Annotated in this window: 7 protein-coding genes; 1 reads left to right on the top strand and 6 read right to left on the bottom strand. The window is 57.6% G+C overall.

Features of this window, described 5'->3' with window-relative positions:
* Positions 1-250: 250 nt before the first annotated feature.
* From MHI43_RS08815 to MHI43_RS08795, 5 genes are all read right to left on the bottom strand, one after another.
* Positions 251-3,694, bottom strand: a complete 3,444-nt coding sequence (locus MHI43_RS08815) for an AAA family ATPase (protein WP_036666071.1) — start codon at positions 3,692-3,694, stop codon at positions 251-253.
* A gap of 1 nt (position 3,695) precedes the next feature.
* A complete protein-coding gene (locus MHI43_RS08810; protein WP_015734192.1) occupies positions 3,696-4,880 on the bottom strand; it encodes an exonuclease SbcCD subunit D in 1,185 nt (394 codons plus the stop codon).
* 54 nt (positions 4,881-4,934) lie between these two features.
* Positions 4,935-9,047 carry a helicase-exonuclease AddAB subunit AddA gene (gene addA / locus MHI43_RS08805; RefSeq protein ID WP_036666183.1) on the bottom strand — a complete coding sequence of 1,371 codons (4,113 nt, stop codon included), beginning with the start codon at positions 9,045-9,047 and terminating at the stop codon, positions 4,935-4,937.
* A 5-nt stretch (positions 9,048-9,052) separates the two neighbouring features.
* Positions 9,053-12,583 carry a helicase-exonuclease AddAB subunit AddB gene (addB, locus tag MHI43_RS08800; protein ID WP_036666079.1) on the bottom strand — a complete coding sequence of 1,177 codons (3,531 nt, stop codon included), beginning with the start codon at positions 12,581-12,583 and terminating at the stop codon, positions 9,053-9,055.
* A gap of 305 nt (positions 12,584-12,888) precedes the next feature.
* Entirely contained in the window at positions 12,889-14,262 is a 1,374-nt protein-coding gene (locus MHI43_RS08795) for a class I SAM-dependent rRNA methyltransferase (RefSeq protein ID WP_036666082.1), read from the bottom strand.
* Positions 14,263-14,471: 209 nt separating this feature from the next.
* Here MHI43_RS08795 and MHI43_RS08790 point away from each other — a divergent pair, with 209 nt between their 5' ends.
* On the top strand, positions 14,472-15,443 hold the full coding sequence (locus MHI43_RS08790) for a Na/Pi symporter (protein ID WP_015734188.1): 972 nt from the start codon (positions 14,472-14,474) through the stop codon (positions 15,441-15,443).
* Here MHI43_RS08790 and MHI43_RS08785 read toward each other — a convergent pair.
* The gene (locus MHI43_RS08785) at positions 15,440-15,895 is read right to left on the bottom strand and encodes an NUDIX domain-containing protein (protein ID WP_015734187.1); all 456 of its coding nucleotides are present in this window, start codon (positions 15,893-15,895) and stop codon (positions 15,440-15,442) included. The two genes, MHI43_RS08790 and MHI43_RS08785, sit on opposite strands and share 4 nt — an antisense overlap.
* Positions 15,896-15,900 lie beyond the last annotated feature (5 nt).

Genomic DNA, 15,900 nt, shown 5'->3' with positions numbered 1-15,900 from the left:
TTTTATCATATAAGAAATCGGGCAGTGCGTCCAATCAATGGAAGATGATCCATATAAAAAAAAGAGAAGCACCCCTGGAACGCAGCTGTCCAGTAAGGAGGCGCTTCATCACGAGAGCAAGGGAAAAGAAAGGAATCTCTCATGATCAAGCGCCAGCCCGGTGCTTCTTCTATATGTCGGCTTATCTGTACTATAACAGCCCCTTGTTGCTGTTTCCGTGATTTAAATCACACCGCCTTATGTTTTGCGGCTACATCGATTCGATTGCAATCCGGGATCCCGCTCCCGCCTGTTCCGCCGGCTGTACCACCAGCTTGCGCGGCAGGCGTGCCCGAAGCTCGGGCACATGGCTGATGATGCCGACGGTTAGCTTATCGGTATGGAGGCGCTCAAGCGCGGTGATGACCGTCTCCAGCAGCTCCGGATCCAGCGTGCCGAATCCTTCGTCGAGGAAAAAGAATTGCAGCGGATATTGCCCGCGCAGCTGGATTTGGGCGGAGAGCGCCAAAGCCAAGGCCAATGAGGTCAGGAACGTCTCGCCGCCGGATAAAGTGGATACCGGACGCCGGACGCCGCCGTTGGCATCGTCCCGAATGACAAAACCTCCGCCGGAATCCACCTCAAGCGAGTAGCGCTGCTTGGTCAAATAGCGAAGACGCTGGGAGGCCGACTGGCTCACCTGCATCAGCTGTTCTTCCGCAATATATTCAACAAACGCGTTGCCGCGCAAGCAGGACTGCAATTTGGACAAGCGTTCGCTCTCTCGCTGGAGGTTTAGGCGCCGCTCTTCCAATTCCATGAACCGGACGTGACGCTGGTTCAAGTCTTCCAAATCCCGCTCCGCCCGGGCTCTCGCCTGCAGCGCTTCCTCGTCGGTTGCACGGGCCGCCTGAAGCTCGGCTGTGCACCGTTCCCAGTCCTCTTCTTGGAACGGGCGGGTGCCAAGCTTCAGCTCGACGTCGCGAAGCCTCAGGGTCCATTCCCGCTGCCCGTCCCGATGCGCTTTCACGAGCTGGGCACATCGTTCGCTTTCTTCCGGGGTCAAGCAGGCTTCCATGACGGCATGCTCCGTAGCGAACGGAGAGGCGGCCAGCTGGTTCTCCCAGGCAAGCTTGGCAGCCACGTGCTGCTCCTGCGCGGCTCTTTCCGCCTGTTCCGCAAGCGCCGCTTCCTTGGCTGCATGCCGAGCCGCCTCCTCTGCCTTCCTGCATTCGCTCCTGGCTTCTTCCGCGGACTCCTTCAGCAGCTTCATCCTGGACCTGCACTCGCCCAGCATTTCCTCGGCCGACCGGTCTCCGATCCAAGCCTGAAGCCGCTCTTCTTTATCCTTCAGGCCATCCGCCTTTCCTTCCCGCTGCGCATCCCATTGAATCTGCAGCTTTTCGAGCTCAAGCAGCTGCTGCTCCAAGCGGAGGACGGCCTCCTTTTTCTCTTCGATGAATGGAACGCTGCGCTCGAGCCCTTCCTTAATCGATTCGGATTCCGCGTCCTTCTCTTGCATGAGCTGAAAACGGGCAGCTGCCTCTTCCAAAGGAAATTCCGGCTTGTTTTCCTGCCAGGAAGCCAAAATGTCCGCAGCTTCGGTTTCCAACCCGGCTAACTGATCCCGCATCTGGTGCTCTGCCGCTTGCCCATTCTCCAGCGCGGCGCTCTGTTTCATCAGCTCCTGCCGACATGCCAGGAGACTCTGCTGCACCTTGGAAACTTCCGCTCGGCATTGTCCGATGGCAGCAGCTTGAGCATCAGCCGCTTCTATGAGCCAGGCTGTATCCGAAGCAAGCTTTTCCGCGTCGTACGGCCCTTCAGCGACAGGCATGGCGGTTACCGCGGCTTCCATCGATCCGCTCTGCCTGAAGGAAATCGCGTCAATCAATTCGCCTTCTGCGAAAGTGCCGATCTGCGAACGCGATTGACTCGCCAGCGACTCCGCTTCGTTATGCTGCCCCCGCAGAGTCAGTCTGGCTTCCTGGATTTGATGCGTGATCCGCGTCAGCCGGTCCATGCCCTCATCCAAAGTCTCTTCAGGCTGTCCTGCCGAAACGGCCGGTTGCGGATGATGCTGACTTCCGCACACGGGACAAGGCTCGCCTGGCCGGAGCTCGGCGGCCAGCGAAAGGGACAGCGCATGAAGCTGTCTGTCCCGAAGCGATCGGCTCATCGCCTGGCTTACCTCGACTGCGGCGGCGGCGATCCGATCGGCAAATGCCGATGCTTCGGCTGCGTCACGCTGCAAGCCGTCAGCCTGCATGGAGAGCTGTATGTAATCGCGCTGCAGCTCCTGCTCCTGCTTCTGCATGGTACCCAATCTGGCCTCGAGCTCCTTCAGCTTGCCCTCCTGCGATTTCAGTTCGAGCTCGGACTTGTGCTTCTGCCTTCGGACAGCCTCAAGCGCTTGAACCTTCTGCATCGCCAAATGAAGCGCCTGGCGCTCCCCTGAGCGGGTCTCCAGCCCTTTCAGCTTGCCCTGCAGCTCCTCCTGCCGCCTGCGGCCTCGTTCGAGCAGCTCCTGCTCCTTATGCAGCAGAGCGGTTACCCCTTCGCGCTCTTGGCGCGCTTTCGTTCGCTGCGCATCCAGCTTGGCCAGTTCTTCCCGTAATGCATCACGTTCCCGCTGCAATAAAACGGCCTGCTCCAGCTGCTGCTCCCGAAGCACCAGCTTCGGTTCCTCGGCCCGAAGCGCAGCTTGGGCGGCTTCATCCGCCTTCACCGCCTGCTCGGCTGCCTGCTGGGCGGACGCGGCTTGCGCCAGGAGCCCTTCGGCAGTCCGCCGCCGCTGATCCCATGCCTTGCCGGATTCGCGCCATGCCTCAAGCGCGGGGAGAACGGCGGCCGCAGCCCCTGTCAGCTCAAGGCGGCGTTCCAACCGCTGCATCTCTTCCTCATGCTGGGCAAGCTCGTCCAGCTTCCCCTGCAGCCGCCGCTTTTCCATATCCAGCTCGCGAATTTTTCCCATAGCTTCATGGGCTTCCATGGCGGCTTGGAGTTGATTGCGGGATAACGCCGCGTGTTTCTTGGCATGTTCCAGCACCGCAGTTGCTTCCGCCAAAGCTTCCTTGCCTGCACTTCCAAGACCCTGCTGTTCCGCTTCGACCGATTTCAGAGAACCCTCCGTATCCTTAACACGGCGGCTGAGCTTGATCGCAAGCTGATCCCCGTACCGTTCCAAATGGAACAACCGCTGCAGCATCTGCCGGCGTTCGCTCCCCTTCAGGGAAAGGAATTCGGCGAACTTTCCCTGTGGAAGCACGACCGCACGGGTAAAATCGTCCATTTTGAGCCCGATTTTCTCTTCGACGCAGCGGGTGACCTCGGCCAATTTATCCGCCACCACCTGATCCCCTTCGGGGGTAACGCGAATGAAACGGCTCACCGTATTGCTGATGGAAAGCTCGTTTACCCGTTTGAACCTGCGCTCTACCCGGTATCGCTCCAGCCCAGCCGCGGAAGACAACTCAAACGTAAAGGAGACGGACAGACCGTCCTCCGAGTGGTTCATGATGCCCTGGGTTCCGTTAACCGCGCGCTCCACTTTTCCGTACATGGCTAAGGTAATCGCATCCAGCAGCGTGGATTTCCCGCTGCCCGTCGGTCCGAAAATACCGAAGAGCCCGGTTTCGCACAACGTTTCGAAATCAATCTCCTGCGTGCTTCGGTAGCTCTGCAGTCCGGATAACTTCAACAAAATCGGCTTCATTCTAAGACTTCACCTCCGTGCCGTCAGACTCAGACTCCTCTTCCTCAACCAGCTCCAGAAACAAATCGACCAGGTGATCCTCAGGCTCAGCTCCCCCGGTTTGCCGTTGGTAGAACTTTCGGAACAGGTCCGGCAGCGGCAGCCTTGAGCGCTCGCTCTCCAGCTCCAACGCTTCCATCTCCGGGTATACCGGACGAATGTGGACGATGCCGTCCCTGCTCTTGCGCAGCCGCTGAATATCGGCAAGCCCCATGGCCTCCGTTAAGGATACCTCCAGATCAATGAAAGCCTCGGGATCACGCCCCTCATCCAGCCAGCGGTAGACTTCATCCAAGCCGCCTTTGGCCTTCCATCGGACAAGCGGGCGGCCGCTGCTGAGAAACAGCTCCTCAATCACGGGACTTCCTCCCGGCGATACGTCAACCATGGTCACCGATTTCGCCTGTCCCGCTTCCGAGAAGCTGTAGGCCAGCGGGGATCCGCTGTAGCGGATCATCCCATCCCCTTTCACAGCCTGGGAACGATGCAGGTGACCCAGCGCCGTATAGGCAGCGCCGACAGCGAGTGCCGACGGATCGACCGTGTACGCTCCCCCGACTTGAATCGGACGCTCGGAATCGCTCTCGACGCCGCCAAGGACATAGATATGGCTCATCGCCAGATTGACCGTCTGCGGAGAAAATTCCCTTGCCATCATCCTCATCAGTTTTCCGACTCTCTCGCTGTAGGCGCGGCGAAGCTGATCCTCATCCCCGTCGACCGATAACAGCTCGTTGAGCCTGGCCTCTGACGGGTAGGGCAGAGCTGCGATCTTGGCCGTTTCTCCGGTACGGGCTGTGGCAACCGTTACCGCATCGGCGATAGGTGTCCCTATCAGCGTGATGCCTCTGGCTGCAACAAGCGGCGTAACGGATGCAACCCGTTCCGGCTGATCATGGTTGCCTGCAATGACCACCATGGGGCGGCCTCCCTCCGTAAGTCTGGCGGCCGCTTCGTAAAACAGCTGCTCGGCTGACGCAGGCGGATTCACGGAATCATAAACATCCCCCGCCATAAGGATCAGGTCCGCCTGCTGATCGTCCGCCAGCTTAACCAGTTCATCCAGAAAGCGCTCCTGCTCGGCAAGCCGGCTTCGGCCTTCGAGCGTGCGCCCCAGATGCCAGTCCCCGGTATGCAAAATACGCATCGATAATCTCCTCTCCCGCTTCAAACGTCTAACAAAACATAACTTACCGAAAGGTTATACCTGTACGGCATGTCCCCCATCAAAAAAGTACAGCCATTTCTCATGCACAGGTTCGCCTAAAATATCCTCCAAAGCCTTTGCATACAGGTCCAGCTGAAAACGATACTGGTCAGCCAAGGCCGTCAGGCCGCCGCGATGCTCCAGCACCCGGTCGGTCTTATAATCAAGCAGCACAAGGCGGCCGTTATGCCTGAACATGCAGTCCACAACCCCTTGAATCAGCACCGTTTCGTCCCGCAGCAGCTCCATCTCAGGCAATCCTTGGGCCGAATGTTCCGAAATCGGGTCCAGAAAAGCCAGCCCCTGATAAGCTTCTGCCGCTGGGAGCGCATAGGAAAACGGCATCTCGCGCCAGACATCCTCTGCTGACAGCACCCGCTTTCCAAGGTCGCAATCAAAAAGGCTGCTAATCTCGGCTGCTTCCACCGCGGAAGCCTGCTCACCGGTGATGATCTCCTTTTCCACCAGGTAACGGATGGTTTCTTCGATCTCCGCTGTCGGTTCTGCAGCGTCTTCCAGCCGTTGAAGCGGCAGATGCTGCATGATGGTATGATAGACGGTTCCCCGCTCGGCGGGCGTCAGCTTCGTGGACTCCATAAATTTCGGCCGCCGCAGGCTCAGCGTGAAGGAGGTGCTTGCGTCGATACTTTCCCTGCTCTGGCGTTTCACGGCCCGTTCCTCCAATAAATCCAAGGAGGGGCTGTCCTGCAGGGCAAGCAGCTTTTTCATCTCCGTTACGGACGTTTTGGCCGATATTTGACTGACCGCTTCATAACGATAACTCCACGACAACCGCTGATCGATGGAAGCCCGCTGAACATCCGTCCCCTCCTCTTCCGCTTCGGCAATCGCAGATTCCGGAACAGGCTCGAGGCTGCGCAGGGCATTCAGCTTCATCATTCGATTTTCGCTGTCCGCCTGAACGTCATCGCTCATGCCGGTCATGCCCTGTGCCAGGGATTCCGGCGTTTCAATCGAGAATATCCATTGCGATCGGTCTGCCGCTAACGCGCGCGAGCTCGTCTCTTCCGGCAATCCCGCCTGTCCGCGGAGCGGACTCGCAGACGGATGCCGTATCACGGCCGGACCGATCCAATCCAGGTAGCTCCGTCCCCGGGCAAGGACGTAATCCGGCAGAAGCAACTCCGGGTTAAAATCGGCCTGTGCCCAAGCGGACACCTTTTTCGGCAAATCCTTCACCGTGCCGACCAGGATCATCTTCTCTTTCGGCCGTGTAAGCGCAACGTAGAGCACCCGCATCTCCTCGGCCAGCAGCTCCAGCTGCGATCTGCGCCGAATCGCCAGGTTTGGCAGCGTCGGGTAGCTTACGCGCATGCCTTCATCCACGAACTTCGGTCCGAAGCCAAGCTCCTTATGCATCAGGAAGGGGGCGTTCAAATCCTGTTGGTTGAAATTTTTGGACAATCCCGCCACGAACACGACCGGAAACTCCAGGCCCTTGCTCTTGTGAATGGTCATCAGGCGCACCGCGTTGCCCTGGCTTTCCGTGCCTCCGGCCGTGCCAAGATCCCCGCCGCGCTCGCGGAGACGCGAGATAAAGGTCAGAAAACGGAAGAGCCCTCTGGAGGCTGTGTCCTGTTCATACTGCACGGCCCGGTCATATAGGGCGGTCAGATTGCCCTGACGCTGCCTGCCGCCGGGCAAGCCGCCAACCCAATCCAAATATCCGGTTTCGCTGTAAATCCCCCAGATCAGATCGCTCAGGCTTCCCTGACGCGCTTCCTGCCGCCAGCGCTGCAGCCGATCCATAAACAATCCAAGTTTGGCGCCAAGCTCCGCCGATATTTCGATAGCATGGCCCTCCGCCGTTAGCGGGGCATCCGAAAGATGGCTGCCTGCTACGAGCTCATGACCGGCGGCGGCTTCGGCCAGGCCTTCCAGTCCTGCGCCCGGCGTCCATTTTCCGTCGACGAAGCCCATAGGGCGTGCCGGATCCATGACCGGCGGCGCGACGCTTAACGAGACCGCTGCCTTCAGCGCATCGTAATAAGTCCCTTTCGCGCACAGGCGAACCTGTGCCATCTCTTCCTCGGATAATCCAAGAATGGGCGAGCGCAATACCGAAGCCAAAGGAATGTCCTGCCGCGGATTATCGATCACCTGCAGCAGCGATAAGATGATTTCCACTTCCGTAGCCTGAAAGTATCCCTTGTTCTGCTCGCCGAATGCCGGTATTCCCTCCAGCCTTAACTCCTCAATAATTAACGGTGCCCAAACCATGGCTGAGCGCAGCAAAATGACCATGTCTCCGTACCCGGCGGGCCGCATCGTTTTCAACCCTTTATCGTAAACCATGAGCGGCTTTCCGCTTTCGCCTGTCATTTCGCGGATTTTGCGGGCGATGGCGCGGGCTTCCAGCTGGGCGGTTTCCATTTCGAGCGCCTCAGCTTCAAGCTGAACCCCGTCCTCTTCGGAAGCCGATTCATCGGACTGCTCCTCCGGACCTTTTCCGGCACGGTCGATCAGCAGCATTTCGGGCATGTAGGGATTCGCGCCTCCGTTCGTTTCCTGTTCCGGAAAAGAAGCTCCGCATACAAGCTCGGCCCGTTCATCATAGGCAATCTCGGCTACCGATTCGTTCATGATCTGCCGGAACAGCAAATTGACGGCGTCCACCACTTCCATCCGGCTGCGGAAATTACGGGCCAGATCAATTCGGATGCCTGTTTGGGACGTGCCTGTCCCGGAAGAAAACGTCTTGTACTTATCGAGAAACAGTCCCGGTTCCGCCAGACGGAACCGATAAATACTCTGCTTCACGTCGCCGACCATAAACCGGTTGCCCGGCATCTCCCGAGAAATCAATCGTACGATGTCTTCCTGCACGCTGTTCGTATCTTGATATTCATCCAGCAGCACTTCATCAAACTGCTCGCGGTATTCCATCGCCGCATCGGAAGGCATCATATGTCCCGGCACGGAATCGGGATGGCGAAGTATATGGAGGCAGTAATGCTCAAGGTCGTTAAAGTCGACCATGCCTTTGGCCGCCTTGGCCTCCCTGTAACGCTCGCCAAACGCGATCACCGTCTCGGCCAGCTCCATCATCAGCGGCGCTGCCGTATGAAGCTCCCGCAAAAACTCCGATGCCGGACGGCCGAACAATGCATTTTTCAGCTCATTTACGATTTTCTTCACGTTGTCGCGCAGTTCCTTGACCTGCTCCTGCAGCTCCGGCAGCACCTCATCCTTCCGAACGGATTTGAGCTTGCCGAAAGACGCCTCGCGGAAAATGCCGTACAACGATTCCCACGGCGAAGTATCGATGGCCTCCAGCAGGGAAGCCACCAGTCGCAAGTCCTCATCGAGATTGTCCGCATACGGTGTTGGCCCTCCCGGCTGCATGGCAATGGCCTTGGCTTGCTGCAGCAGCCCTGCCGCTCCGTTCAAAGCCAGACGTGCATCAGCCAAGATGCTCTGGACCCATGGCGTGTTACCGAGAGCTTCCGTATCGGCCACCTGAAAGCCGGCGGCTGTCTCCCTAAGCCAGTGTGACGGCCATGAATGGCTGCGGGAGAAATCGTATAGACGCTGCACGAGACGGTACAGCGCATCGTCCGTTCGCTCGCCGCTGAACCAGTCCGCCAAGCGCAGAAACCGGCTTTCCGGGTCCCCCTCCGCCTCACCGTATTTCTCTTCGAACAGCTCCTCCAGCATATCCTGCCGCATTAAATCCGCCTCATGTTCGTTCAGGATGCGGAATCCCGGATCCAGCGGTATTAACTGATAATATCGCCGAATGACTTCCATGCAGAAGGAGTGCAGCGTTGTAATCGACGCTCTGCCAAGCAAAGCGAGCTGACGCCGGATATGCTCATTGTCCGGATCCCGGTCCAGCTCACGGTCCAGCGCTTCCCGGATCCGTCCCCGCATTTCGGCAGCGGCGGCTTTCGTAAAGGTAGCCACAAGCAGCCGATCTACGCTGAACCCGGCGGCATCGTCCAGGATTTTGCGAATGATCCGTTCAACCAGCACGGCGGTTTTCCCTGAACCTGCCGCAGCTGCAACCAGCATATCGTCGCCCGACAGCGCAATGGCTTTCCACTGGTCGTCGCTCCACATGCTTCCCTCGGGTTTTGCTATCATCTCTCTCACCGGCTCTCTCCTCCCTTCGGATGTCCAAGCATATCCCACACCTGATCTTTGCCCGGTTTGCCCAGCAGCTGGTATTCGCTGCCCTCAATCGCGTCGTCGAACTGACATACGGGCCGGAAAGAACAGAACGTGCAGGCGGTCTCCTGCTGTATCCGATACGGTTTAATCGCGACATCGCCGCCTGTGATGCGGGAGCCGATGTTCAGCATGTTCTCCCGCACGGCGGACAACAGGGTCTCCCACTGGTCAGGCGTTGCCACGGCCGCGCTGCTGTAGAAGCTGCCGTCCGTTTTGACGGCGACGGGCAGGATGGCAGAGTGCCCTTTTTCAAGGAACGAATCCATGAGGGACACCGCTTCGCGGTCTGCCAGGAGCAGACCTTTCATTTTGTAGCGCTTGAGCAGCTCCTCTGCCGCCTGCTCCGGCGTCATGCCGTTGGCGGACTGCAATACCGGATCATGCACGTGGAAGTACAAGGTTCCCGCAGGCAGGGCCTGCTCGCCGAGCCATTCCTCCGCAAACGTCAGCAGCACGTCCAGATAGGTCAGCATCTGCAGGGATAGGCCGTAATAGACCTCATGCAGCCGCAGATCCTTCTGGCTCGATTTATAATCGATGACCCGAAGCATGATGCCATGCTCGCCTCGGGCCATGTCGACCCGGTCTATGCGCCCGACAATCTCCATCTTGGTCCCGTTCGGCAATTCAAACGCCAGGGGAGGCAGCGGCTTTCCGGGACCGAAATCAAGCTCAAGGCCGATCGGCTCGAATTTGCCGCGCCTCGCCTGCTCTCCCAATATGACCGACGCTCGGCCCACGATGTTTTTAAGCTTTCGCGAAATATAGCCGTACCGCTTGGAGCTGAGCAGGATTTCACCCTGCAGCATCGGTGCGAGCCGATCCACGGTCGCTTCCGCTTCGCGCAGGCATTCCTCAGCGGTCAGGTCTCCCCAGCTTCGATGCTGCGATTGGAACTTGACGGCCATGCTGCTCAAAGCAGCATGGAACAGCTGTCCGATGTCGGGAGCCTGAAGCCTGTACAGCTGCCGCTCTCTCAGCTTCAACCCATGGGAGGCAAAATGGGAGAACGGGCAGGCAACAAAGCGCTCCATCCGGGATACGCTTGTCCGCAGCTTCGTTCCGTACAACTGTCTGCTGGTTTCCAGCTTGAGAGGCCGAGCTTCATTCCGGTAAGACAAGGAGGAGAGCATGGTCGTGAGGCGGGGCCGCAAACCCGGCTGCTCCGCATACCAGTTGTAAACATGCCACCACAAATCCGGGATCTCCTCCCCATTCCTCCAGTCGCGAAGCCGGCCCGCTAAATAAGCAAGCGTCTTGTCTGGACGGACCGCATAACCCTCCTGCTCAAGGGCCGATTGCCCGGCATGCGGTCTTGGAAACAAAGGCTCCTCTTCCAGCTGGAACATCAGCTTCAGATGCCGCACCACCTCGGATGGCAGTAACGGCTTGCCTTCATCATCCGCTGCAGGGTAGCTGACCCACAGCTGTTTGCTGGCCGAAGTCAGCGCATTATAGATCAGAAACCGTTCATCCAGCAGTCTTCGGGATATGCTCGGGGCAAGCTCCAGCCCGCGGTCTTCAAGATGAACCCGATCCGGCTCCGTCAGGATGCCGTCATCCTGGAACTGGGCCGGGAGCACGCCGTCGTTAATGCCGAGAAGGAAAGCATATTTCACCCCGCCCGTCCGCGTCCGGTCCATGCTGCCGATGAGCACCTGGTCCAGAGACGGAGGCACAAGAGCCATTTTCATTTCCGTAAGTCCCGTACCCAGCACGCCGGTAAACAATTCGGTGCTTAGCTTCTCCGCGCCCATCATCTCGACGATTTGGTCGAGCAGGCCGAGCACGGCTCCCCATACCTGGCGATGTTCCCGGGCTTCCTCAGGACGCCCGGCATCCAGTGCAGCCCGGCTTAACAGCTCCAGCTTCTCGGGCACAGCGCACTCCTCCAGCAGCCGATAGACAGCGGTGCTCTGATCCATCGCACTCGCAGCCTTTTTCATCCGCTTCTCGAACGCATGCAGCGGTTCCGTTATCACCTTCCTGGCGTACTCGATCGCCGCCATGCCGTCCTGATTGCGGATCTCGCTTTCCCCATCTTCTAAAGAAAGGCTTGGAACTCCCTTCCAGGGACCGCCGTCCGTCCAGCGCGTGCCCTGGATTCCGGAAGCCAGCACATGGTTCTCCAGACGGTCCATGTCCTCACGGGTAAGCGAACCGTCCAGCGGCAGCAGCAGATCCGTCTTCACGCAGCGGAATACGTCCTCATAACGCCACCGGCGTCCGACGACATCAAGCGCTGAGCGAATGAACTCGACCAGCGGATGGTGAAGCTCGCTCCGCTTCTGATCGAGAAAATAAGGAACGCCGTATTCTCTGAACAAAGGACCCATCAGATGCTCATAGTCCCCCATATTCCGGACAAAAACAGCCATTTCGCGGTATCTTGCCCCTTCCTCCTGTGCCAGCCGCAGCATTTCGCGCAGAGCTCCTTCGATTTCGGCCCGGCGATGGCTGGCAGCGTGTAAAAGCAGACCTTTCCTCCCGCGGTTTGGACTGCTCGCTGTGTCCAGGCCTTCATCCGGTTCCGCCCAGCGTCTCTTCCGATCATAACCGCGCTCAAGGTGGGCAAGCATGGGAGATTCCTGAAACCGCGGCAGAACATCGGGATGAAGAATGCGGTGCTCCGCTTCCAGCCCGATCTCATCGATAATCCCTTTGAGCTTTATGTACGTCACCGCAGTAGGATGAAAGAGATCCAGCTCATGCGGAACCGTCCCGTTCCTGTAAGGCTTGTCCAGCGTCAGCGCGATCGTCACTCGCTTGGCGTGTGCGATGATCTCCCGCAGCACCCGGAACTCCTGCGGCGTAAAGCCGTGGAAGCCGTCGATCCAGATGTCGGCACGCTTGATATATTCCGATTCGGTCACACCCTCAGCCAATGAGGCCAGCGTGTCTTCCTCATCCATGTAAAACCGTGAAATTTCAACCTCGAAATCGCGAAAGACCGTTACGATGTCCTCCAGCTTCCGCCGCAGCATCGGTGAATTCCCGGAGCCGGATACCATCTGTCCCAGCTGCTCCTCCACGCATGAGGCGTCAATGCAATAGCGCTTCATTTCCGTGTACAGCTCGCTCAGCTTGCCGACAAAGCCATGCTGCTCTCCCGAGGCGCCGAACATGTGGAGCTCTTCCTTGCGCCTCCGCAGAATTTTATACAGCAGCATCCGCTTGCCTTCCTCGCTGATCGCCACTTTCGCGGCTCCGCCGGTTTCCTGCATGACGCGGTAAGCCAGACGGCGGAAGCTAAGCACCTGCGCGCGCATCATGCCGCGAATGCCTCCCGCATTGACGAGCGCGTGCTCCGCTTCATAGGAGCCTTGCTCCGGAACGATCAAGATCATCGGATCCCCCTTGGGATTATGCTCCAACCGTTCGATCATCTCTTGGCGGATCGACGTGCTCTTGCCGCTGCCCGACCTGCCGATAACAAATTGAACGCTCATGCTATGCCTCCTTTACATCTTGCCGAAAGAGACTCATTCACCTTCAAAACCAGCTGCTGACCCGGTGAAATCATGCCCTTTGAATCTAGTAGTTCAAGATCAAAAATGTATGTCAAATCTTGCGTGATGGTTCGGCTCTATCAAAAAAGATGCTGATTACTAGTATAACATAAGTCCTGATTGGTGGAACATACGTTTGGATTTCATTCCCATTCCCAACGATTTCGGACATATGAAAAAGGACCCTGCCATCGTGGTTATCCACCATTGCAAGATCCTCTATATGAACCGCCAAGCTGGGGTGTTTACAGTTTTGATTTGCTGCGCACTTCAAAGACGGCGAATTTCAAATAATGTCCCTCGTCGACCCCAAGAATTTGCGGATGGTCCTTGCCGGCCGCACGCCATTCCACCAATCTCAGAATTTTGCCGGCATCCTTCGCCGCATCCTGGATCGTCTCCAGGAACAAATCCGGCCGCATATGGTACGAGCAGCTTGCCGTAACCAGATATCCGCCCTCGTTGACCAGCTTCATGCCGTGGAGGTTGATATCCTTGTACCCGCGGCAAGCCCCCTTGACGGCCGACCTGGTTTTGGCAAACGCCGGCGGGTCCAGAATGACCACGTCCCAGGATCGCCCTCCGCCCGCGGTCAACGGTTTCGAGGTATCCACTTTCTGGTCCCCTTGGGCACGTAGCTCGCGCTCTTCCAAACCCTTTACCTGGCTGCGCAAATATTGGAAGGCGTCATCCACCACAAATTCCACGCGATCCTGGAATCCGTTCAATTCCACGTTCTCTTTGGCACTTTCGATGGCATGCTCCGATATGTCGAGGCAGGTGACTTTCTTGGCGCCGTATTTGCATGCATGCAGCGTGAAGCTGCCCGTATGCGAAAAGCATTCCAGCACCGTTGCGCCGTCCCAATACGGGAACGTAACTTCTTTTCCGCTTTTGTTTACCGGCAGGGTCTTCGTCTCACCGTCCCGCTCCACGGCCTGAAGCGTAATCCCGCTGCGGCTTCCCCAACCGGTCATTAACGGTTTGATGGATGCCCGGTTCTCCCGCTGATCAAAGAAATATCCGGTCTTCTGACCCTCTTCGATATCCACTTTGATCTTCAAGCCGTTCTCCGTCACGACGACGTGGCGGGGACACTCCCCGTAAAGAGTTCCCTTGCGCTGTTCCAGCCCTTCCAGTTCCCGGATGGAAACGTCGCTGCGCTCGTAAATTCCTTTCGGCTGTACCACTTCGACAAGCGCCTCCACGATGTCCGCACGGCATCGATCCATGCCCAGCGTCAGTAGCTGCACGACCAGCACGTCGGCAAAACGGTCCACGATCAGTCCCGGCAGAAAATCAGCCTCGCCATATACCAGCCGGTAAGCATTCTCGTCTCCGATAAACCGCTCCCGGTGTTTCAGGCATTCCTCAAATCTGGCTGCGAAAAAAGCCTTGTCCATCGCTTCGACCGGTTCATACGAAACGGTGCGCACGGTGATTTGTGATTGCGGATTGTAATACCCGGAGGCAAGAAAACGGCCTTGATGATTGAACACCGATACGATATCGCCCGGCTCGGGCTCGCCCTCGACAGAAGCAATCTCGCTTTTATACACCCAAGGGTGCCCCTGCTCCAGTCTCTTTTTTCGACTGCGCTCCAAAATAACCGATGGCACTGTATTTCACTCCTTAAAATTATCCCCTGGTTTATTGCAATAGGTATGCATGTCCGCCAAGGGTCATATACGTAATTAAGAAAAACGTCGACCGACGTGCTTTCACAGTTACCCGACCGAGTGAAGAGATCGTTTTCTTGCGATGACCGATGACTTTCGGCTTTGCTGGAAACTCCGCTCCCACCTTATTTTACAAAAAGGAGAACATCATGCTATCCACGCTCTGGTTTCCCGTCTGTTATGGTCTTGTCCTGTTTCTGTTCGGCATGAAGGTCATGGAGGTCGCCCTCCAGCGCTGGGCCGGACCGCTCTTGCATAAGTGGCTCCACAAAGCGACATCCACGCCCCTGAAAGGCATGGTTGCCAGCACGGCGGTTACGGCCCTGCTGCAGAGCAGCACCGCCGTAACCGTGCTGGCGATAGGCTTTGCCAATGCCGGATTGTTAAGCCTGTCCGGTACCTTGGGCGTTATTCTCGGCACGAACATCGGCACGACGGTAACGACCGAACTCATCAGCCTGCAGATCGGACAAGCCGCCATGCCACTGCTTGTCCTCTCGCTGATGCTGTGGGTCGGGGCCGTTCTTGTCAGCGAACGCGTACCTGCGAGTCACGACAAGTTAAAAAACCAGTTGATCCGCAGCCAATTTTTATGCCTCGCTGTCGCCGGATTTTCACTGGTGCTGCTCGCGATACAAATCATGCAATCCATTGGGCCGACCCTTCAAAGCCTCGGGTTGTTCCAATGGTTCCTTGACCACGCCTCGCAAAGCGTCCTCTGGGGCATTGCAGCCGGTGCGATCCTGACGGCTTTGATGCACAGCAGCGCCGCGGTCATCGCCATGGCTATGGGGCTCGCCGCCAGCGGAGCGCTGCCTCCCGAGATCGGCGTCGCGATCGTGCTGGGCTCCAATGTCGGCACCTGCGTGACGGCGCTCATCGCAGCGATTGGCAGCAGCCGCGCCGGACGATTCGTGGCTTGGTCCCATTTGGGGCTTAATATCGGCGGAGTCCTGCTCTTTATTCCGTTCACAGCGGGATTAACCGCCGTATCCGGATGGTTAGCCGCAGATCCGGCCGGGCAAATCGCCCATGCGCAAACCCTGTTTAACATCGCATGCTCGCTGATCGCGCTTCCTCTTTGCTATCTGCCTTTCTGGAACAAGCGGTTGCCGTCCTAAAATTTCATATCTTCATCCGCCGGAATAGCGACTTCAAGCAGCATCAGCGCTTTACGCAGGATGATATCGTTGTTATTGTACCCGTTGCTCCGCTGCTTCCTCCATGCGGCAAGAGGCTCGAACCAGTCCACCCCGTTGATTTCCTCGATTTGGGGTTTTAGGATGCCTCCTTCTGCCTTAACGAGGTAGTAGTGAACTTCCTTGTCGACCTGGCCGAATTCGGGATGATGGTATTTATATGCAATAATGTCCACTGGAGAAGTGATGGATCCGACTATACCTGTCTCCTCGCGTATTTCTCGGAGAGCCGTCTGCTCGACGGTTTCACCGGCTTCCATCTTGCCTTTGGGAAGCGAGGTTTTTCCATAACGGTCCAAGATGAGTTGGATCTGAAGCGCCCCTTCATAATAACGGTATACAACGCCGCCCGCGGAAATTTGTGTATATGCCATGTCCT

The organism is Paenibacillus sp. FSL H8-0457 (assembly GCF_038051935.1).
GTDB lineage: Bacteria > Bacillota > Bacilli > Paenibacillales > Paenibacillaceae > Paenibacillus_AQ > Paenibacillus_AQ lautus_A.
This window is presented reverse-complemented; position numbering and strand designations above follow the sequence as displayed.